The organism is Paraclostridium sp., assembly GCF_051656405.1.
In the GTDB taxonomy this organism is placed as follows: Bacteria; Bacillota; Clostridia; order Peptostreptococcales; family Peptostreptococcaceae; genus Paraclostridium.
Map to the genome: position 1 here is coordinate 1 of NZ_JBOGBV010000001.1, position 20764 is coordinate 20764.

A 20764-nucleotide genomic window follows, 5' to 3' on the forward strand; every position below is an offset into this window, starting at 1 on the left:
CTTATACTGTAAGGAATACAACAATGTAAGGTTACTTACTTTAGGAACTGTTGATTCTGGAGGATCGGGATGTGTATGTCCAGAACATGTTTTATTAAAAAGATTATGTTCTCATTTGATACTACAAAATAAAGATGTAGTAATAATGGATATGGAAGCGGGCATAGAACATTTAGGAAGAGGAACAGCACAAGGAGTGGATGCCTTTATAGTTGTTGTTGAACCAGGAGAAAGAAGTTTACAAACTTATAGAAAAGTAAAAAAACTAGGTAAAGATATAGGTGTAAAAAAAGTTTTTGTAGTAGGGAATAAAATTAGAAATAAGTCAGATGAAGACTTTGTGACTAGTAATTTACAGGATGGCGAATTGCTAGGCTTTATTTACTACAATCAAGATGTTATAGACTCTGATAGAGCAAGCAAATCTCCATACGATGTTAGCTTAGATACTAAAGATCAAATCGTCAAAATAAAAAATAGATTAATGACGAATTCTTAAGATATTAGTATAATAAATATAATGAAGTAAAGTGAGAGGAGATTTAGTTATGGGATTTAAGTCAGATATAGAAATTGCTCAAGAGGCAAAACCTCAAGATATAAGGGAAATAGCTAAAAAATTAGGTTTAACTGATGATGAAGTAGAGCTTTATGGAAAATATAAGGCAAAGGTTGATTATAACTTATTAAAGAAAGACAGCAAAAGTACAAAATCTAAGTTAATATTAACTACTGCTATAAACCCTACTCCAGCTGGAGAAGGAAAAACTACAACTACTATAGGAGTAGCAGACGCATTTGCTAAATTAGATAAAAATGTTTTAGTTGCTTTAAGAGAACCATCTTTAGGTCCAGTATTTGGAGTTAAAGGTGGAGCTGCTGGGGGTGGGTATGCTCAAGTTATACCTATGGAAGATATAAATCTACACTTTACTGGGGATTTCCATGCTATAGGAGCTGCAAATAATTTATTAGCAGCTATGTTAGATAACCATATACATCAAGGAAATGCTCTAGGCATAGATCCAAGAAGAATAACTTGGAGAAGATGTGTTGATATGAATGACAGACAGTTAAGAAATATAACTGATGGATTAGGCGGAAAAGCACATGGTGTTCCTAGAGAAGATGGATTTGATATAACTGTTGCATCTGAAATAATGGCAGCATTTTGTTTAGCAAACGACATAATAGATTTAAAAGAAAGATTAGGAAACATTATAGTTGGATACACATACAATAATGAGCCAGTAACAGCTAGACAATTAAATGCAAATGGTGCAATGGCAGCTTTACTAAAAGATGCATTAAAACCAAATTTAGTTCAAACATTAGAAGGAACTCCTTCATTTGTTCATGGTGGTCCATTTGCAAATATAGCTCATGGATGTAACTCTGTAATAGCAACTAAGATGGCTATGCATTTTGCAGATTATGTTGTAACAGAGGCTGGATTTGGAGCTGATTTAGGTGCTGAAAAATTCTTAGATATAAAATGTAGAATGGCAGACTTAAAACCAGATGCAGTTATAATAGTTGCTACAGTCAGAGCATTGAAATACAATGGCGGTGTAGCAAAAGATAAATTAAATGAAGAAAATTTAGAAGCTTTAGAAGCAGGTTTACCAAACTTATTAAAACATGTTGAGAATATAACAAAAGTTTATGGTCTTCCTGCAGTTGTAGCTATAAATAGATTCCCGCTTGATACTGAAGCAGAGCTTAAATTAGTAGAAGATAAGTGTAAGGAGTTAGGTGTTAATGTTGCACTTTCTGAAGTTTGGGCAAAGGGTGGAGAAGGTGGAATTGAAGTAGCTAAAGAAGTTTTAAGATTACTAGATGAAGAAGAAAACAACTTTAAATTCTGTTATGAAGATGATTTGTCTATAAAAGAAAAAATAGAAGCAATAGCTACTAAAATATATGGAGCTGATGGAGTAGACTTTGCACCAGCAGCAGAAAAAGAGATTGCAAATTTAGAAAAACTAGGTTTTAGTAAACTGCCAATATGCATGGCTAAAACTCAATATTCTTTAACAGATGATCAAACAAAATTAGGAAGACCTACTGGATTTAGAATAACAGTTAGACAATTAACAGTATCTGCAGGTGCTGGATTTATAGTTGCTCTTACTGGTGAAATAATGAAGATGCCAGGACTTCCAAAAGTTCCAGCAGCAGAAAGAATAGATGTTGATGAAAATGGAGTAATATCAGGATTATTCTAGGTAGATAGGTGTAGTAAATATAGTTGATTTTTATACAAAAATACTATATTTACTACTTCCCTACTATATGAAATATTTCTGATTAACTTAAAATTTATTAAGGGGCTTGTAGGAAATATAGTTAATTCCTACGAATAAAGCACTGAAAAGATATGCTTTAAAGTGCTAAGGCAGAAACTATATTTCCTATTTAGCTACCTAGTATAATTTTTTAATAAATTATTTTTATAGGGAGATAAGTATGAAGATAGCACAAAAAAGTTGTATAGAGTTTGTAGATGTACTAGCTTCAAAATCAGCAGTTCCAGGTGGAGGTGGAGCAGCGGCTTTAACTGGATCTATAGGGATTGCATTAGGTAGTATGGTATGTAATTTAACTATAGGAAAGAAAAAATATGCTGAATATGAAGAAAGTGTAAAATGTATATTAGAAAAAGCTAGAATTTTAGAAAAAGAATTACTAGATATGATAGATGAAGATGCAGAGTGTTTTCTTCCTTTATCAAAAGCTTACGGGTTACCTAGTTCTACAGAAGAAGAGAAAAAGGTAAAAAATGATACTATGGAAAGTGCCCTTAAGACAGCATGTGAAGTACCAATAAAGATAGTAAAGGTATGTTATGAAGCTATAAAACTACACGAAGATTTGGTAGACAAAGGATCAAGGCTAGCAATAAGTGATGTTGGTGTTGGAGTACAATGTCTAAGAGCTGCAATTCTTAGTGGACAATTAAATGTTTTTATAAATATAAATTCTATAAAAGATGGACAATATGTTGAGACTGTAAGAAATGAAGTCAATAAACTTGTTGAAGATGGAGTTAGAATTTGTGATGAAGTTTATAAAAAGGTTGAATTAGCTTTAAACAAATAAACTTTATGTATTTTTAATTTGAAATTTTTATGAAATAAGATATAGGGGGCAACAAAAAGATGAACGAAACTAATTTAAAATCACAAATAATAAAAGGTAAGCCTGTGGCAGATAAGATAAGTGAAGATTTAAAAAAAGAAGTTAAAAACTTAAATGAAATGGGTATAAACCCTAAGTTAGCAATAGTTAGAGTCGGTGAAAGATCTGATGATTTAGCCTATGAAAGAGGAGCACTTAAAAGATGCCAAAACATAGGAATTGAAACAGAAGTAGTAGAGTTAGATGAGAATATAAGCCAAGAGGAATTTATAAAGGCTGTACATAAATTAAATGAAGATGATAAAGTTAATGGGATTTTAACATTTAGACCACTTCCAAAGCATTTAAGTGAAGATGAAATAAAATATGAGATAAGTCCTAAAAAAGATATAGATTGTTTTAATCCTATAAACACAGCTAAGATAGTAGAAAATGATAAAACTGGATATCCACCATGTACACCAACGGCAGTTATAGAAATATTAAAGCACTACAATATAAATTTAACTGGTGCAAACATTGTTGTTTTAGGAAGATCTATGGTAGTTGGAAAGCCACTATCAATGCTTTTATTAAACGAGAATGCAACTGTAAACATATGCCATTCAAAAACTAGAAATTTACCAGAAATAGCATCTCAAGCTGATATATTAGTAGCAGCAGTTGGAAGAGCTAAGATGGTTAAAAAAGACTATGTAAAAGATGGAGCAATAGTAATAGATGTAGGTGTAAATGTAGACGATCAAGGTAATTTATGTGGAGATGTAGATATGGAAGATGTTTTAGATAAAGTTTCTATGATAACACCAGTACCAGGAGGCGTAGGAGCTGTAACAACTTCTATATTAGCTACTAATATAGTTAAAGCTTGTAAGTTACAAAACAAAAAATAAATGGGGATTTTCAAGGGGGAATAGAGATGATAATTTCTGAAAATAAGCCATTTGAAGAGATTTTAGGTTATGTTAAAGATGCTAAAAAACTAGTTTTAGTAGGATGTAACCTATGTGCATCTACTTGTAAAAGTGGTGGAGAAACAGAAATTTTAAAGATGAAAGACTTATTAGAGGCTGAAGGAAAAGAAGTTTTAGGATATAAAGTATTAGACCCTGCATGTAATCTTTTAAAATCAAAGAAAGACTTGAAAGAGTTGAAATCTGAGATAAAAGAAGCTGATGCTATATTGTCTTTAGCGTGCGGAGATGGAACTCAAACAGTGGTTAAAAATATAAAAGATAAACCAGTATATCCAGCAAATGACACTTTATTTATAGGTGAAGTGAAAAGAGTTGGAGAGTTTGAGGAAGCATGTAAAGCATGTGGTTCTTGTGAACTTGCATGGACTGGAGGTATATGTCCGGTTACTATGTGTGCTAAAGGATTATTAAATGGAGCTTGCGGTGGAGCACGAGATGGCAAATGTGAAGTAAATCCAGAAAATGATTGTGCTTGGGTTCTTATATACAATAGATTAAAGGCAATAAATCAACTTGACAACCTATTAGAAGTAAAAGAACCAAAAGATTATTCAAAAGCGTGTAACCCACGTAGCTTAAGTTTAAAGAAAAAAGAAGCTATGGCAAATGCTTAAATAGTTTTAAAAGGTTGAAGGGGGATAAACAATGAGCTTATTAAGAGAAGCTTTAGAAAGTGGTAAGTTTGCAATAACTGCTGAGATGGCTCCTCCAAAGGGAATAGACTTATCACACTTAGTAGAGTGTGCAAAAGCTGTTAAAGGAAGAGTACATGCTGTTAATGTAACAGATTTTCAATCTGCAGTAATGAGAACAACTTCACTTACTACATGTAAATTGTTAAAAGATGAAGGATTAGAACCAGTTCTACAAGTAACTGGAAGAGATAGAAATAGAATTGCAATTCAAGGAGAATTATTATCAGCTGGTGTGTTTGGAATAGAAAACATGCTGGCATTAACAGGCGACCACACCATAGTAGGAGATCATCCTCAAGCTAAACCTGTATTTGACTTAGATTGTGTTGGAATTTTACAAACGGCACAGAAACTTTCGCAAGGAACAGATATGGTAGGCAATCAATTAAAAGGATCACCAGAATTTTATTTGGGAGCATCCGTGACACCTCGATACACACCTATTGAAATACAATTATTAAAAATGAAAAAGAAAATAAATGCAGGAGCTAAGTTTTTTCAAACTCAAGCTGTATATGATATAGATACAATGAGAGAATTTAAAGAGCATACAAAGGAAATGAACACTAAGATTTTGGCAGGTATAATTCCGTTAAAATCTCCAGGAATGGCTAGGTTTATGAATGAGAATGTTCCAGGTATATATGTTCCAGATGAGCTTATAGATAGATTAAGATCGGTAGGAAAAGAAAACTGGGCAAGTGAAGGAATAAAAATAGCAGGAGAATTAATTCAACAATTAAGAGATGAAGATTTATGTGATGGAGTGCATATAATGGCAATTGGAGCAGAAGAAAATGTTCCAGCAATTTTAGACGCAGCAAAACTATAAATTTCATAGGGGGATTGAGAAATGAAAGTAGCAGTAATCGGAGGAGGACCAGGTGGTTATGTAGCTGCTATAAAAGCTGCTATGCTTGGGGCTGAAGTTACAGTTATAGAAAAAAGAAAAGTTGGAGGAACTTGCTTAAACGTAGGATGTATACCGACAAAAGCATTATTAGCATCATCATCATTAATATCATCTATAAAAGAAGCTAAAGATTTTGGAATACATATAAATGGAGAAGTAGAAGCCAACTTTGATGACATAATGAATAGAAAAAATAAAGTAGTAAGTCAGTTAATTAGCGGAATAGAATTTTTATTTGAAAAAAGAGGAATTAAATTAGTTAATGGATTTGGAAAATTAGTAGATACAAATAAAATAGAAGTTAATAAAGAAGATGGAAGTAAAGAATTGGTAGAGGCTGATAAAATAATACTTGCAAATGGATCTCAGCCAGTTATACTACCGATGTTTCCTTATGATGGAGATAAGATTATAACTAGTGATGAAGCATTAAATCTAAAGGATGTTCCTAAGTCATTGTTAATCGTTGGCGGAGGAGTTATAGGATGTGAATTTGGTCAATTTTTTAGAGCTTTAGGAACGGAAGTAACTATTGTAGAAATGTTTGATCAATTACTTCCACTTGAGGATAAAGATGTTGCTAAACAGTTGCAAAGACAATTTAAAAAAGATAAAATTAAGGTGATGACAGGGGTTAAGATCGAAAAATGTGAAATAGTTGACAATGAGGTCGTAGCAACTCTGTCTAATGGTAAAGAAGTTAAAGCTGAAAAAGCCTTACTATCTATAGGAAGAAAACCTTATCTTGATAATTCGGGAATAGAAGATATAGGAATACAACTAGATAGAGGGAAGGTTGTAGTGAATGGAAATTTAGAAACTAATGTTAAAGGTATATATGCAATTGGTGATATAATAAACACACCATTTTTAGCGCATGTAGCATCAAAGGAAGGATTAGTAGCAGCACAAAATGCTGTTTGTGGCAATTCAAAGACTGTAAATTATGCAGCAGTTCCAAGATGTGTATATACTGAACCAGAAGTTGCAGGAGTAGGGAAAACTGAAAAAGAGCTTCAAGAAAATGGTATAGAGTATAATACAGGACAATTCGATTTTAGAGCACTAGGAAAAGCTCAGGCAATAGGACATTTCCAAGGTTTCATTAAAATATTAGCAGATAAAAATGACAAAATAATAGGAGCGTCTATAGTAGGACCTCATGCAACTGATTTATTAACAGAACTATCTTTAGCAGTTCACTTAGGATTAACAGTTGAAGAAGTAGGGGATGTTATACATGCACATCCTACATTATCAGAAGGAATAATGGAAGCACTTCATGATGTTCATGGTGAATGTGTGCATGCAGCTCCTAAATTAGCAAAAGCATAAGTAGAATAAATAAGTTCTGTTTAGACAAACAAAGGGGGAAATCTTATGGGATTTAATATTGCAGTGGCAGGGAAAGGTGGAACTGGAAAGACGAGTCTTACAGGTCTTCTAATAAACTGCTTAGTAAAAGAAAATAAGGGGCCAATATTAGTAGTTGATGCAGATGCAAATGCTAATATAAATGAAGTACTAGGATTAGATATAGATGTAACATTAGGTCAAATAAGAGAAGAAATAAATCAAAGAGAAAAACAAGGTAATGCATTTCCAGGAGGTATGACTAAAGCTCAATACTTACAATATAGGCTGAATACTTCTGTAGCAGAAGGACCAGGATATGATTTGATAGTTATGGGAAGATCTGAAGGCGAAGGGTGCTACTGTTATGTAAATGGAATTTTAAGAGAGCAAACAGATAAACTTTCAGATAGCTACGATTACCTAGTTATAGATAATGAAGCTGGTATGGAACATTTAAGTAGAAAAACTACTAAACATATAGATAAATTACTTTTAGTTAGTGACTGTTCAAGACGTAGTATTCAAGCAGTTGCAAGAATAAGAGATTTAGCTAGAGAGTTAAACTTAAATGTAGGAGATATGCAGTTAGTAGTAAATAAGGTTCCAAATGGAATTTTAAATGATGGTGTAAAAGAAGAAATAGAGAAACATAAATTAGATCTTTTAGGTGTTGTACCTTTAGATGATATGATATATGAATATGATTCTTCAGGGATACCTTTAATAAATTTACCTGAAGATGCTAAGTCAAAAATCGCTATTAAAGATATTATATCTAAATTAGAATTAAATTAGACTAAGGGGGAAAAAAATATGGCATTTAAGATGTCTGTTCAAAAATACTCTGGTAAAATAGCAGAGGTTGAAATAGGTTCAGGGGAAAGAGCTATAAAAATAGGAGGAGAAAACATACTTCCTTTTTATAACTTTGATGGAGATCAAGTAAATACACAAAAAATTGGTGTAGAAATGCTAGATGTATATCCAGAAAACTGGACTAGTGAAATTAAAAGCTTATATGAAGATGTAGCTAATGATAGTGTTAACTGGGCTAAGTATATAGAAGAAAAAATAGAGCCTGATTTTATATGTTTAAGATTAGAGGGTGCAGATCCTAATGGATTAGATAAAACTCCTGAAGAATGTGCAGAAGTTGCTAAAAAAGTTTTAGAAAATGTATCATTGCCAATAGTAATAGCAGGATGTGGAAATCATGAAAAAGATGCAAAGGTATTTGAAAAAGTAGCTCAAGCTGTAGATGGATATAATTGTTTATTTATGTCAGCTACAGAAGAAAACTATAAAGGAGTAGGGGCTGCAGCTGGAATGGCTTATGGTCATAAAGTAGGAGCTGAATCTTCAGTTGATATAAACTTAGCTAAACAATTAAATGTTTTACTAACTCAATTAGGAGTTAAGCAAGAAAATATAGTTATGAACGTTGGATGTTCAGCAGCTGGATATGGATATGAATATGTTGCATCTACAATGGATAGAATCAGACTTGCGGCACTTGGTCAAAATGATAAAACATTACAAATGCCAATAATAACACCAGTTTGCTTTGAAAGTTGGAATGTAAAAGAGTCTGTTGCAAGTATAGAAGATGAACCAGCGTGGGGTTGTCCAGAAGCAAGAGGAATATCTATGGAAATTTCAACAGCATCAAGTGCTTTAGCTGGAGGATCAAACGCAGTAGTGCTTCGTCATCCAAAATCTGTAGAAACTATAAAAACTTTAATTAGCGAATTAGCATAATAAGTTAAAAGGTTAGGGGGAGAATAATATGGCTTTAAAAGCTTTAGATATATTTAAATTAACACCAAAGAAAAATTGTAAAGATTGTGGTTTTCCAACTTGTATGGCATTTTGTATGAAGGTTGCATCAGGGGCGTGTGAAATAGGAAAATGCCCTCATATGGCTCAGGAAGCTTTAGATAAATTATCGGAAGCTACTGCTCCACTTATGAAAAGTTTAAAAATTGGAGCAGGAGAAGCTCAATATGATTTAGGTGGAGAAACTGTATTATTTAGACATGAAAAAACTTTCTTAAATAAAAATAGATTTGCAGTAGAATTTTGTGACTGCATGACAGAAGATGAAATAAGTTCTAAATTAGAAAATATAAAAGCTGTAAACTACATAAGAATAGGCGAAGAAATGAAAGTAGAGATAGCGGCTTTAAGATACATTTCAAATAAAGAATCATATTTAAACTTAATAAATAAAGTTAAACAAAGTAATTTAGCTTTAGCATACATGATAATATGTGAAGATGCTCAAGTGGCTAAGGAAGCTATAGAATTATTAAAAGGTGAAAATCCAGTAGTTTATGGAGCAAATAAAGATAACTACAAAGAGATGGTTGAATTAGTTAAAAATGATAAGTTAGTATTAGGTGTAAATGCATCTAATTTAGAAGAATTATACTCTACAACAGAAGCTATACAAGCTTTAGGGTATAAAGAACTGTTATTAGATGCAACTGGAGAAACAATGAAAGACACATTCACAAATGTAGTTCAAATAAGAAGAATATCTTTAAAAGAACAAGATAGAACATTTGGATACCCATCATTAGTATTTGCAAATAAATTAGCTAAAAATGATCCTAACATGGAAGTTGCTATATCTTCAATATTCACAGTTAAATATGGATCTATAATAGTATTAGATGATATAAATTATGCAAAAGCTTTACCTTTATTTGCACTTAGACAAAATATATACACAGATCCACAAAGACCAATGAGAGTAGAAACTAAACTATATCCTATAAATAATCCAGATGAAAATTCACCAGTTTTAGTTACAGTTGACTTTGCACTAACTTACTTCATAATAGCAGGAGAAATAGAACGATCTAAAGTACCTGTATGGTTAGCTATACCAGATGCAGGAGGATATTCAGTTTTAACTGCATGGGCGGCAGGTAAGTTTGGAGGAAGTTCTATAGCTAACTTTATAAAAGAAATAGGAGTAGCTGAGAAAACTAAGAATAGAGATTTAATAATACCAGGTAAAGTAGCGGTATTAAAAGGAGATATAGAAGATAATTTACCAGGATGGAATGTAGTAATTGGAACAGAAGAATCAATGGAAGTACCAAAATTCTTAAGAGAATATAAAGCCAATAAAGAAACTGCGATGGCTTAAATTCAATAAACTATATTTAATAGGGGGAACAAATCACATGGAAAAATTTATGATAATAGGAGAAAGAATACACTGTATATCGCCATCAATAAGAAAAGCTTTAGAAGAAAGAGATCCAGCTCCAATACTAAAAAGAGCTAAAGAACAATTAGACGCTGGAGCTCATTATATAGATTTCAACATAGGTCCAGCTGAAAGAGATGGAGCAGATATAATGACTTGGGGTGTTCAACTACTTCAATCAGAATTTAACAATGTACCATTAGCTTTAGATACTGCAAATAGAAAAGCTATAGAAGCTGGACTTAAAGTTTATAACAGAGATAATGGTAAACCTATAATAAACTCAGCTGATGCGGGTGGAAGAATAGAGTTAATAGATTTAGCAGGGGAATACCAAGCTAAAGTTATAGCTTTATGTGCTAAGGAAGGTATACCTAGAGATAATGATGAGCGTATGGCATACTGTCAAGAATTATTAGAAAGAGGATTAATGGCAGGATTAGAGCCAGAAGATATGTTATTTGACCCACTATGCTTAGTTATAAAAGGAATGCAAGACAAACAAATGGAAGTTTTAGAAGCTATAAAAATGATGACTGAAATGGGACTTTTAACAACTGGAGGGTTATCAAATGTTTCAAATGGATGCCCTAAACATGTAAGACCTATATTAGATAGTGCATTCGCAGCTATGGCTATGGCAAATGGATTTAGCTCTGCTATAGTAAACCCATGTGATGAAGAATTAATGAGAACTATAAAATCTTGTGACATAATAAGAAATTCTAGTCTTTATGCAGACTCATATTTAGAATTAAATGAAGGTGGATTTGCATATAACGTATAGTAAGTATTTATTTTATATATAGTATAGATATAAAAGGGGGAAATAGAGTGAAAAATTTGTACAGTACTGTTTTTAATGGATCCGAGCAGGCATTAGAAGCTGCAAAAGGATTGCTTAATGAAGCTATAGAAAAACATGGTAAAGACCATAAAGTTGAATTCCCAGATACGGCATATTCGCTTCCTTGCATATATGCTGCAACAGGAAAGAAAATTAATAATTTAGGAGATTTAGAAGTTGCCCTAGAAATTATTGAAAGTTTAATAAATAAAACTCACTTATTAGAACATGTATTTAATTCAGGATTAGCAACAGCTTTAGCAGCAGAAGTAATAGAAGCTATAAAATACTCAATGAGTGATGCTCCATATAGTGAGCCATGTGCAGGACATATAACAGACCCTATAATAAGATCTCTTGGAGTACCATTAGTTACAGGAGATATACCAGGGGTTGCGGTTGTACTTGGAGAATGTCCAGATGCAGAAACTGCAGCTAAGATAATAAAAGACTATCAATCTAAAGGATTATTGACATTCTTAGTTGGTAAAGTTATAGATCAGGCTATTGAGGCTGGAGTGAAAATGGGTCTAGAGCTTAGAGTTATACCTCTAGGATATGATGTAACAAGCGTAATACATGTTGTGTCAGTTGCTATAAGAGCAGCACTAATATTTGGAGGATTAGCTCCTGGTGATTTAACTGGATTACTAGAATATACAGCTAAGAGAGTTCCGGCATTTGTAAATGCATTTGGACCATTGACTGATTTAGTTGTATCTTGTGGAGCAGGAGCAATAGCTTTAGGATTCCCAGTTATAACAGATCAGGATGTATTAGAAGTTCCAATGAACTTATTAACTCAAAAAGATTACGATAAGTTTGTAGCAACATCTCTAGAAGCTAGAGGAATAAAAATAAAAATAACTGAAATACCAATACCAGTTTCTTTTGCAGCAGCATTTGAAGGTGAAAGAATAAGAAAAAATGATATGCTTGCTGAATTTGGTGGAAACAGAACAGAAGCTTGGGAGTTAGTTAGAAAGAAAGAGCTATCTGAAGTTGAGGATCACAAGATAGAAATTATAGGTAGTGATATAGATGAAGTTGAAGCTGTAAATGGAGTTGTAAGATTGCCTCTTGCAGTTATAGTTGATATAGCTGGTAAGAATATGCAAGAAGACTTTGAACCAGTTTTAGAAAGAAGATTACATTACTTCTTAAACTATATAGAAGGTGTAATGCATGTTGGGCAAAGAGATATAACTTGGGTAAGAATTTCTAAAGATGCTGTTGAAAAAGGATTTAGACTAAATCATATAGGAGAAGTTATATATGCTAAGATGCTAGATGAGTTTGAATCAGTAGTTGATAAGTGTCAAGTTACTTTAATAACAGATGCAGAAAAAGTAGCTAAATTAAAATCAGAGTATGCAACTCCTAGATATACTGCTAGAGATGAAAGATTAGCTTCTTTAGTAGATGAAAGTGTTGATGAATTCTACACTTGTAATTTATGTCAGTCATTTGCACCTGCACATGTTTGTGTCGTAACACCTGAAAGACTAGGTCTTTGTGGAGCGGTTAGTTGGCTAGATGCAAAAGCAACAAAAGAGCTTGATAAAACAGGACCATGCCAACCTATAATAAAAGGTGAATGCTTAGATGACTTAAAAGGTGTATGGCAATCAGTAAATGATGAAGTAAGTGCTATATCTCAAGGTGCGGTTGAAAGTGTTACATTATACTCTATATTAGAAGATCCAATGACTTCATGTGGATGTTTTGAATGTATATGCGGTATAATGCCAGAAGCTAACGGATTTGTTATAGTAAATAGAGAATTTGCAGGAATGACTCCTGTTGGTATGACATTTGGAGAACTTGCTTCGATGACAGGTGGAGGAGTTCAAACTCCAGGATTTATGGGTCACGGAAGACAATTTATATCTTCTAAGAAATTTGCTTATGCAGAAGGTGGACCATCTAGAGTAGTATGGATGCCTAAAGAATTAAAAGACTATGTTGCAGATAAGTTAAATGCTGCAATGCTAGAATTACATGGAATAGAAAACTTCACAGATATGATTTGTGATGAAACTATATCTACAGATTCTGAAGGTGTATTAGCATACCTAGAAGAAAAAGGTCATCCAGCTTTAAGCATGGAATGTGTGATGTAATATTATCTTATAAAATTTGAGGAGTGAAACAATGAAAGTTATACCAAGTTTAAAATACTGTAAAGAGCATACATGGGTAAAAGTAGATGGAGAATATGCTTATATAGGAATAACAGATTATGCTCAAGATCAATTAGGTGAAATATTATTTGTTGAGATGCCTGAAGTAGAGGATGAACTAACTAAAGGTAGTGACTTTGGAGTTGTAGAATCATCAAAAGTTGCTTCTGATTTAATAGCTCCTATATCTGGAGAAGTTGTACAAATAAATGAAGATTTAGAAGATGAGCCAGAAGCTATAAATGAAGATGCTTATGATGCATGGATAATAAAAATAAAAATGTCAGATCCAGAAGAGTTAGATAGTTTAATAAACTCTGATGGATATGAAGCTAGTATAGAGGAATAACAAAAAGCTGTTTCAAGTGAAATTGTAAAATCAATTGATCTTGGAACAGCTTTTTTACGCTTAAAACTTGATAAAAATAAAACAAAAATCAAGGTAATATGATTGTTTACATAGAATATATATTTAGGGGATAACTTTGTAACTTAGTGACTTTAAATAAGGGGGATTAGCATGGTTAAAGTAAAAATATTGTCTCATAAAAAAGAGATTGAATGTAACAAAGAGGATAATTTACTAGATGTTCTTAGAGAAAATGATATATTTATCGATGCTCCTTGCAATGGAAGTATGGTATGTGGAAAGTGTAAAGTAAAACTAAAAAATGGTAAAGTAGATTCTAAAATGAATATACATATAAATGAAGAAGAAAAAAAGCAAGGATATATTCTTTCGTGTGCAAGTAAGGTTATTGAAGATATAGAAATTGAAGTTCCTTCAAAACTTTCAACATCTATGAATGAAATGAAAATTGAAGGTAGTGATAATAATAAAGATAAAAAAATATTTGATAAAGCAATCAACATATTAAAAGACAATTCATTAGATTTCAATAAAAAAATATTTAAAAAATATATAGAGTTAGATGAGCCAAATTTAGATGATAATATAAGCGATATAGATAGAATTCAAAGACATATTAGAAATAATTTTGGATATGAAAATATAGAGTTTAGTTTGAATTTACTTAGGAAGATCCCTTTAGTAATTAGAGATAATAATTTTAAGGTAACTATAACTTATGAATTAAAAAATGACATTGTGAACCTGATTAATATTAATACTGGAAATATAGAAGATGAATTTTATGGAATAGCTGTTGATATAGGAACTACATCAGTTGTAGTTTGTTTAGTTGACTTAAAAAATAATGAGATTATAGGAAAAGAATCATCAGGAAATGCACAGATTAAATATGGAGCAGATGTAATAAATAGGATAATATTTTCAACTAAAAAGGATGGAATTAAACTTCTACAACATGCAATAGTAGAAGAAACTATAAACCCACTAATAGAAAAGGTATGTAATAAAAATGAAATTGATAAAGAGTATATAAGTTATTTTGTAGTTGCAGGGAATACGACAATGAGTAGCTTGTTTTTAGGAGTACATGCGGATTTTTTAAGACAAGAACCTTATATACCTCCATTTGTAAAATCTCCAAATTTAAGTGCTCATGATATAGGATTAAATATAAATAAAGATGCTACTGTATATCTAGCACCATCTGTAGCTAGTTATGTTGGCGGAGATATAACAGCAGGTGTACTATCTGCTGGAATATGGGCTAGTGAAGAAAATGTATTGTTTATAGATTTAGGAACTAATGGAGAGATTGTATTTGGAAATAAAGACTATATGATGACTTGTGCATGCTCAGCAGGGCCTGCATTTGAAGGTGGAGGAATAAGTTGTGGTATGAGAGCTTCAAATGGAGCTATAGAGAAAGTTGATATAGATAAAAATACTTTAAATCCTAAATTAAAAATTATTGGAGATTGCAATCCAGTTGGAGTTTGTGGTTCAGGAATAATAGATATTATATGTAAAATGATGATAAGCGGAATTATTGATAGAAGAGGTAAGATCAATAAAGAATTAAAAAATAAACGTATAAGATTTAATGAACATGATATAGGCGAATATGTGCTTGCATTTAAGGAAGAGTACAATATAGAAAATGATATAAGTGTAAATGAAGTAGATATAGATAACTTTATAAGGGCAAAAGGAGCTATATATTCAGGTGCATCTATACTTATAGAAAGCTTGGGTATGGATTTTAGCGTAATAGATAAAGTTTTAATTGCAGGAGGTATTGGAAATAGCTTAGATATAGAAAATTCTATTATGATAGGTTTATTACCAGACATAGATAGAGATAAATTTGTCTATATAGGTAATAGCTCTCTTATAGGTTCTTATTTAACACTAATAAGTAATGATGCGAAAGATAAGCTAGAAGAAATAGGAGATCAATTAACATATGTAGAGTTAAGTGTATATCCTACATATATGGATGAATTTATATCTGCTTGTTTTTTACCTCATACAAATATAGAACAATTTCCTTCAGTTAAAAAAATATTAGGAGAATAAATCTATGAATTTAAATCGAAAAATTAATTTAGCATATGATACAAAAGTTAAAAACTTCGGAAATAATATTGAGTTTGCATATCCAACCCAAACCTTAGCAGTGAGTATAACAGATACAAATTGTAGTTTAGGATGCGCTCATTGCAATGGTCACTATTTAAAAAACATGACACCTATAGCTGAATATGAAAAAGATATAAAAAAGAGAAACATAACCAGCATATTATTAAGTGGCGGATGTAGCCAAGATGGAGATGTTCCTATAGATACTCATATAGAAACTATAAAAAAGTTAAAACAAAATGGATATAAATTAAACTCACATATAGGACTTATGAATAAAGAAAATATAGACTTGGTCTGCAATTTTTTAGATTATGTATCATTTGACCTTGTATTTGATGAGGATACTATAAAAGAAGTATATAAAATTAATAAAAGTAGAGAAGAATACATAGCTACATATGAATATATAAAAAAATACACAAAGGTAGCTCCACATATATGTATAGGGTTAAAGGGTGGAAAAGTAAAAGGAGAATATGAGATTATAGACTATCTTGAGAAAAATAAGCCAGAACAGTTAACTTTTATAGTTTTGATACCTACAAAAAATACTGAGTATGAAAATGTAGATCCACCTAATTTAAATGAAGTTATAGATGTATTATGTGAAGCAAGAATAAGACTTCCAAAAACTAAAATAAATTTAGGGTGTATGAGGCCCAGGGGCAAATATAGAAGTGATTTAGATAAACTAGCTATAGAATGTGGAATAAATAAAATTGTATTACCGTCAAGATCATGTAAAAACTTAGCACTTGAAATGAAGTTAGATATTAAAGAGAGTAAGGAGTGTTGCATATTATGATTAGACTGTCTATTGGAACTGCAATAGAACTTGGTATAAAAAGAGGCCAAAGCGACATACCTCCTACTACTGCTTATATAATGATAGGAAATCAATGTAATAATCGATGTTCATTTTGTTCACAATCCATTGAAAGTAATAGTAGAAAAGATAAACTGTCTAGAGTTTTATGGCCAGAATATACAAAAGAAGATATTTTAGATGCTTTTAAAAACTATGAAGGAGAAAATATAAAAAGAATATGCTTACAATCCATGGATAGTGAAGAATCTCTTAATGAAGTAAGAAAATTTATCAAATATGTTAATGCTAATTTAAATATACCTATATCTTTATCAGCTAAGTTAGAAGATATGGATGAAATTGAAAAATTCTTTGAGCTAGGAGTTGAAAAAATAGGGATAGCTATAGATGCTGCAAATAAGGAATTATATGAGAAGATAAAAGGAACTAATTTTGACAAAAAAATAGATTTTATAAAAGAAGCAGGACTTATATATCCGAATAGAATTAGTACGCATATAATCGTAGGATTAGGAGAAAGCCATAAAGATATATATGATTTATATAAAATTCTGAAAGGTTACAATATAACAATCAGTTTATTTGCATTTACACCTGTAAAGGGAACTAAAATGGAAGGTGTAAGTCAACCTAGTATAGAGAGTTATAGAAGAGTTCAACTTATGACGTATATGATGGATAAAGGATATAATGGAGATTACTTTAAATTTGGATTAGATGGGTACCTAGAAGAAATAGAGATAGATGAATATATAAAGATGGATATATTAAAAGGAAAGCCATTTGAAATAAAAGGATGTAAGAATTGCAATAGACCATATTACAATGAGAGACCACGACATACAATATATAATTATTCAAGAAAGTTAAGTAAAGAAGAAATTAAACTAGCAATTAAAGAAATTAACTTAGATATAGGGGAAGTAAAATTATGCAAAAGTGGAGAGTAATAAAAAACAAAACTTATGATGGTGCAATGAATATGGCTATAGACGAAGCTATTACTATTTCGTATAAAGAAGGAAAATGTAAGCCTACACTAAGATTTTACTCTTGGAATCCTAGCTGTTTAACTATAGGATATTTTCAAAAGCTTGAAAGTGAAGTAGATATAGAAAAATGCAAAGAATTAAATATAGACTGTGTAAGAAGAGCTACAGGTGGAAGAGCTGTATTACACCAAAATGAGTTAACTTATTCTATAATTGTAGGAGAAGACAATGAACTGATGGATAAGAGTATAAATAGTTCATACAAGTTTATAAGTGAAGGAATTGCAAATGGATTAAAACTTGAAGGTATAGAGGTTGATAATGTAAGTAAGGGAGAACGAATTAGTAGAGAGAAGCTTTCAGCCGCGTGTTTTAATGCTCATGCTTCATATGAAATAACTATAAATGATAAAAAAGTTGTAGGAAGTGCACAACATAGACATGATGGAGTTATATTACAACATGGGTCTATTGTATTGGATTTCAATATAGATGATTTGTATGAAATTATAAAAACTAAATCTCCAGAAATAAAAGAAAGAGCAAAAAAATTCACGTTAAGTAAGGCAAGTGGTATTGAAAATGAAATAGGAAGAAAAATAGATATAAAAAGCCTTGAAAAATTCATTGTAAGAGGAATGGCAAAGACTTTTAATGTTGAGTTTGAAGAGGAAGAGCTAACGGAGTATGAACTAGATTTAGCCAAGCATTTATATAGCAAATACTCTTCAGATGAGTACACAAATAAAAGATAATTTATATAAGTAAAGGAATTGACTTTAACCAAAATTTGGTGTTATACTCAAAATATACAAAGTTATTTGAAATCATGAAGATTTCTTTAAGGGTTTTGAAATACCTTGGAGGAATCTTTTTTTGATTGAGTATAAAATTAATATACTAAGGGGGATTATGTTATGTGTGAATCAGCAGCTTATGTGTTAAAAAACAACAATCTTGAAAGAGTAATGGATAATGTGGTTAGTGTAGACCCATACGAAGGAAAAGTATATTTAACAGACTTACTTGGAGAGCAAAAAATAATCGATGGGGAAATCAAAGAAATAAGACTTATGGATCATAAAATAATAATCAAAGAATCAGTATAAATCAAATTTTAATTTACATAAAAATGTAATTGAGGGGAAGGAAATATGATAATAGCAGTTATAGATGGAATGGGAGGCGGAATAGGAGCTCAAGTTGTATCAGTTCTTAGAGACGAACTTCCATCGTACATAGAAATATACGCACTAGGGACAAACTCAATAGCAACAAGTTCAATGATGAAAGCACACGCTAATAAAGGTGCTACAGGGGAGAACGCTATAATAGTTTCAACAAAAAAAGCTAGTATAGTAGTTGCACCAGTATCTGCAGTTATACCAAATGCAATGATGGGTGAAGTAACAGCTAGAATTAGTGAAGCTATATCAGATAGTGAAGCTTTAAAAATATTACTTCCTATAATGCCGGATGATGTAGAAATGGTAGGATTAGAAGGAAAACCATTATCACTACTGATAAAGGATGCAGTGAAAGTGATAAAAAAAGAATTTAATATAAAATAAGGGGGATTATAAATGATATCTAATAAAACTAGTGTAAGAAACCACCATGGTCACGACCATGATCATGAGCATATAGAACATTCAGGTGCGGCTGTAGCTGAAAATAAAGATGAAAAAACTCTTAACATACTTCTTGTTCATTGGGTAAATCACAATGAATCTCATGAAGAAGGATTTAGAGAGTGGGCAGAAAAAGCTAGAGAAATGGGAAAAGAAGAAACTGCGAAAAATATTGAACAAGCAATTGATTACTTAAAAAAATCAAATGAAATGCTATTAGAAGCTAAAAAGAATATGTAAGCAAAATAAGGAGTTAATCTCCTTATTTTTATGTCAAATCAAAAAAAATTGTAAAAAACGTTGACATCAAAAAAAAAAACTTATATAATTATAGTATAGTAAAAATGAATACGGAGAAGTACTCAAGTGGCTCAAGAGGATCCCCTGCTAAGGGATTAGGCTGGGTTAACCGGTGCGAGGGTTCGAATCCCTCCTTCTCCGCCAGTAAGAACTGTTGATATTTCAACAGTTCTTTTTTTACGGACAAAGATGATATTTATAATTCTTTAGAAATTATAAATTTAGATAAGGAGTTAATATTGTCGACTATAAAATCATTATTAAACTTTATGGGAATTATAGATCCTAATTTATAAAAAAATATTGTATTTCCATTGCTATCAATACCCTTATTAAGGTTAATGAATATATTTAGTGTATTCTCACCGGTAGAAATAGTATAAGTATCTCTAAATATATTTAATGGAAGTTCAAATTCTTTTCTAGATATAAAATTTAAATGCAAAACAGACTTTGTAATTTTATATTTACTTAAAAGAACTTTATAGTTTAAATTGTTTATATTTATATCTATATAATCCAAACTTTCATCTATTATGTTTTTTATGTTATATATTTTTCCTAAGTAATAAATATCTTCGTAATTATGTAATAGTATTTTTTCTTTTAAACTAATATCTTTACTAATTACAAAATTTTTATATAACTCAACACTTTCTTTTCCAGATATAGTATCTTCTCGTTGTATGCCCATGTATTTTTCTATTGTTTTTAGTTTACAATCAGATAAAGACAGTTTTTCTTTAAATGGTTTTACAATTCTTAAAATATCAATATCATCACATTTATCTATGGAAAAATCAATATCATTAGAATTAAACCTTGAGTTTAAAAAAGGGATATCAAAAGATACTCCATTAAATGTTATGTGATGATCAAAAGTTTTTATATCATTAATAAATTTTAAAAGTAAATCTTTTTCTTCTTCTTCAGACTCAGCAAAATATTGTTTAATTATAGTTTTGTTATTTAAATTGTATAAAACCCCTATTAATATTACTTTACAATATTTAGGGCTAAGTCCTGTGGTCTCTATATCGAATACAAAATGATTTTTTGGTATATCAATTAAATTATCTATAGTCTTAGTAATAACTTCCATAGGTTTACTCCTTTTTGTGAATATAGTATATAATATTAATTATAAAATAATATAAAGATAGTT

General features: G+C 31.1%; 20 protein-coding genes, 1 tRNA gene and 1 pseudogene. 21 read left to right on the plus strand and 1 reads right to left on the minus strand.

All coding sequences use genetic code 11. From position 1 onward, the window contains the following. From ACRDDE_RS00005 to ACRDDE_RS00105, 21 genes and pseudogenes are all read left to right on the plus strand, one after another. A pseudogene (locus tag ACRDDE_RS00005) lies at positions 1-499 on the plus strand (carbon monoxide dehydrogenase); the annotation flags it as partial. Between the two features lie 49 nt (positions 500-548). Further along, positions 549-2228 carry a formate--tetrahydrofolate ligase gene (locus ACRDDE_RS00010; RefSeq protein WP_438624655.1) on the plus strand — a complete coding sequence of 560 codons (1680 nt, stop codon included), beginning with the start codon at positions 549-551 and terminating at the stop codon, positions 2226-2228. A 241-nt stretch (positions 2229-2469) separates the two neighbouring features. Then, entirely contained in the window at positions 2470-3102 is a 633-nt protein-coding gene (locus ACRDDE_RS00015; RefSeq protein ID WP_021428493.1) for a cyclodeaminase/cyclohydrolase family protein, read from the plus strand. Positions 3103-3161: 59 nt separating this feature from the next. Beyond that, the gene (locus ACRDDE_RS00020; protein WP_438624656.1) at positions 3162-4034 is read left to right on the plus strand and encodes a bifunctional 5,10-methylenetetrahydrofolate dehydrogenase/5,10-methenyltetrahydrofolate cyclohydrolase; all 873 of its coding nucleotides are present in this window, start codon (positions 3162-3164) and stop codon (positions 4032-4034) included. 26 nt (positions 4035-4060) lie between these two features. Beyond that, positions 4061-4732: a methylenetetrahydrofolate reductase C-terminal domain-containing protein gene (locus tag ACRDDE_RS00025; RefSeq protein WP_021428516.1), complete on the plus strand. Its 672-nt coding sequence runs from the start codon at positions 4061-4063 to the stop codon at positions 4730-4732. A 31-nt stretch (positions 4733-4763) separates the two neighbouring features. Further along, positions 4764-5645, plus strand: coding sequence for a methylenetetrahydrofolate reductase (locus ACRDDE_RS00030; protein WP_438624658.1), 882 nt, complete (start codon positions 4764-4766; stop codon positions 5643-5645). A 21-nt stretch (positions 5646-5666) separates the two neighbouring features. Next, positions 5667-7061: a dihydrolipoyl dehydrogenase gene (lpdA, locus tag ACRDDE_RS00035; RefSeq protein WP_438624660.1), complete on the plus strand. Its 1395-nt coding sequence runs from the start codon at positions 5667-5669 to the stop codon at positions 7059-7061. A gap of 45 nt (positions 7062-7106) precedes the next feature. After that, positions 7107-7877, plus strand: a complete 771-nt coding sequence (locus tag ACRDDE_RS00040) for a nucleotide-binding protein (RefSeq protein ID WP_021431739.1) — start codon at positions 7107-7109, stop codon at positions 7875-7877. 18 nt (positions 7878-7895) lie between these two features. Further along, the gene (acsD, locus tag ACRDDE_RS00045; RefSeq protein WP_438624662.1) at positions 7896-8840 is read left to right on the plus strand and encodes an acetyl-CoA decarbonylase/synthase complex subunit delta; all 945 of its coding nucleotides are present in this window, start codon (positions 7896-7898) and stop codon (positions 8838-8840) included. A gap of 28 nt (positions 8841-8868) precedes the next feature. After that, a complete protein-coding gene (gene acsC / locus ACRDDE_RS00050) occupies positions 8869-10239 on the plus strand; it encodes an acetyl-CoA decarbonylase/synthase complex subunit gamma (RefSeq protein ID WP_438624664.1) in 1371 nt (456 codons plus the stop codon). 37 nt (positions 10240-10276) lie between these two features. Continuing rightward, the gene (gene acsE, locus ACRDDE_RS00055; RefSeq protein WP_438624666.1) at positions 10277-11089 is read left to right on the plus strand and encodes a carbon monoxide dehydrogenase/acetyl-CoA synthase methytransferase subunit; all 813 of its coding nucleotides are present in this window, start codon (positions 10277-10279) and stop codon (positions 11087-11089) included. 47 nt (positions 11090-11136) lie between these two features. Next, positions 11137-13272, plus strand: coding sequence for an acetyl-CoA decarbonylase/synthase complex subunit alpha/beta (acsB, locus tag ACRDDE_RS00060; protein ID WP_438624668.1), 2136 nt, complete (start codon positions 11137-11139; stop codon positions 13270-13272). A gap of 31 nt (positions 13273-13303) precedes the next feature. Continuing rightward, positions 13304-13681 carry a glycine cleavage system protein GcvH gene (gene gcvH, locus ACRDDE_RS00065; protein ID WP_021428363.1) on the plus strand — a complete coding sequence of 126 codons (378 nt, stop codon included), beginning with the start codon at positions 13304-13306 and terminating at the stop codon, positions 13679-13681. Between the two features lie 171 nt (positions 13682-13852). Beyond that, the gene (acsV, locus tag ACRDDE_RS00070) at positions 13853-15781 is read left to right on the plus strand and encodes a corrinoid activation/regeneration protein AcsV (RefSeq protein ID WP_438624670.1); all 1929 of its coding nucleotides are present in this window, start codon (positions 13853-13855) and stop codon (positions 15779-15781) included. Between the two features lie 4 nt (positions 15782-15785). Next, a complete protein-coding gene (locus ACRDDE_RS00075; RefSeq protein ID WP_438624672.1) occupies positions 15786-16652 on the plus strand; it encodes a radical SAM protein in 867 nt (288 codons plus the stop codon). Next, positions 16649-17626, plus strand: a complete 978-nt coding sequence (locus tag ACRDDE_RS00080) for a radical SAM protein (protein WP_438624673.1) — start codon at positions 16649-16651, stop codon at positions 17624-17626. Before ACRDDE_RS00075 ends, ACRDDE_RS00080 begins: the two co-directional genes overlap by 4 nt. After that, on the plus strand, positions 17608-18423 hold the full coding sequence (locus ACRDDE_RS00085) for a lipoate--protein ligase family protein (RefSeq protein ID WP_438624675.1): 816 nt from the start codon (positions 17608-17610) through the stop codon (positions 18421-18423). The genes ACRDDE_RS00080 and ACRDDE_RS00085 overlap by 19 nt, the downstream gene beginning before the upstream one ends. Before the next feature lie 162 nt (positions 18424-18585). Beyond that, the gene (locus tag ACRDDE_RS00090; RefSeq protein ID WP_021428376.1) at positions 18586-18777 is read left to right on the plus strand and encodes a CooT family nickel-binding protein; all 192 of its coding nucleotides are present in this window, start codon (positions 18586-18588) and stop codon (positions 18775-18777) included. Positions 18778-18822: 45 nt separating this feature from the next. After that, positions 18823-19239 (plus strand): DUF3842 family protein, encoded by a 417-nt coding sequence (locus ACRDDE_RS00095; RefSeq protein ID WP_438624677.1) that lies wholly within the window; start codon positions 18823-18825, stop codon positions 19237-19239. A 12-nt stretch (positions 19240-19251) separates the two neighbouring features. Then, positions 19252-19539, plus strand: coding sequence for a hypothetical protein (locus tag ACRDDE_RS00100; protein WP_438624678.1), 288 nt, complete (start codon positions 19252-19254; stop codon positions 19537-19539). 112 nt (positions 19540-19651) lie between these two features. Then, positions 19652-19743 (plus strand) — tRNA-Ser (locus ACRDDE_RS00105). Between the two features lie 52 nt (positions 19744-19795). Here the strand turns inward: ACRDDE_RS00105 and ACRDDE_RS00110 are convergent. Further along, positions 19796-20701, minus strand: a complete 906-nt coding sequence (locus tag ACRDDE_RS00110) for a ribonuclease H-like domain-containing protein (RefSeq protein WP_438624680.1) — start codon at positions 20699-20701, stop codon at positions 19796-19798. Positions 20702-20764: the final 63 nt, after the last annotated feature.

Excerpts from the sequence above, each read along its gene's own strand:
- ACRDDE_RS00010 (WP_438624655.1), top strand. The coding sequence starts at position 549 with ATGGGATTTAAGTCAGATATAGAAATTGCTCAAGAGGCAAAACCTCAA.
- ACRDDE_RS00015 (WP_021428493.1), top strand. The coding sequence starts at position 2,470 with ATGAAGATAGCACAAAAAAGTTGTATAGAGTTTGTAGATGTACTAGCT.
- ACRDDE_RS00020 (WP_438624656.1), top strand. The coding sequence starts at position 3,162 with ATGAACGAAACTAATTTAAAATCACAAATAATAAAAGGTAAGCCTGTG.
- ACRDDE_RS00025 (WP_021428516.1), top strand. The coding sequence starts at position 4,061 with ATGATAATTTCTGAAAATAAGCCATTTGAAGAGATTTTAGGTTATGTT.
- ACRDDE_RS00030 (WP_438624658.1), top strand. The coding sequence starts at position 4,764 with ATGAGCTTATTAAGAGAAGCTTTAGAAAGTGGTAAGTTTGCAATAACT.
- lpdA (WP_438624660.1), top strand. The coding sequence starts at position 5,667 with ATGAAAGTAGCAGTAATCGGAGGAGGACCAGGTGGTTATGTAGCTGCT.
- ACRDDE_RS00040 (WP_021431739.1), top strand. The coding sequence starts at position 7,107 with ATGGGATTTAATATTGCAGTGGCAGGGAAAGGTGGAACTGGAAAGACG.
- acsD (WP_438624662.1), top strand. The coding sequence starts at position 7,896 with ATGGCATTTAAGATGTCTGTTCAAAAATACTCTGGTAAAATAGCAGAG.
- acsC (WP_438624664.1), top strand. The coding sequence starts at position 8,869 with ATGGCTTTAAAAGCTTTAGATATATTTAAATTAACACCAAAGAAAAAT.
- acsE (WP_438624666.1), top strand. The coding sequence starts at position 10,277 with ATGGAAAAATTTATGATAATAGGAGAAAGAATACACTGTATATCGCCA.
- gcvH (WP_021428363.1), top strand. The coding sequence starts at position 13,304 with ATGAAAGTTATACCAAGTTTAAAATACTGTAAAGAGCATACATGGGTA.
- acsV (WP_438624670.1), top strand. The coding sequence starts at position 13,853 with ATGGTTAAAGTAAAAATATTGTCTCATAAAAAAGAGATTGAATGTAAC.
- ACRDDE_RS00075 (WP_438624672.1), top strand. The coding sequence starts at position 15,786 with ATGAATTTAAATCGAAAAATTAATTTAGCATATGATACAAAAGTTAAA.
- ACRDDE_RS00080 (WP_438624673.1), top strand. The coding sequence starts at position 16,649 with ATGATTAGACTGTCTATTGGAACTGCAATAGAACTTGGTATAAAAAGA.
- ACRDDE_RS00085 (WP_438624675.1), top strand. The coding sequence starts at position 17,608 with ATGCAAAAGTGGAGAGTAATAAAAAACAAAACTTATGATGGTGCAATG.
- ACRDDE_RS00090 (WP_021428376.1), top strand. The coding sequence starts at position 18,586 with ATGTGTGAATCAGCAGCTTATGTGTTAAAAAACAACAATCTTGAAAGA.
- ACRDDE_RS00095 (WP_438624677.1), top strand. The coding sequence starts at position 18,823 with ATGATAATAGCAGTTATAGATGGAATGGGAGGCGGAATAGGAGCTCAA.
- ACRDDE_RS00100 (WP_438624678.1), top strand. The coding sequence starts at position 19,252 with ATGATATCTAATAAAACTAGTGTAAGAAACCACCATGGTCACGACCAT.
- ACRDDE_RS00110 (WP_438624680.1), bottom strand. The coding sequence starts at position 20,701 with ATGGAAGTTATTACTAAGACTATAGATAATTTAATTGATATACCAAAA.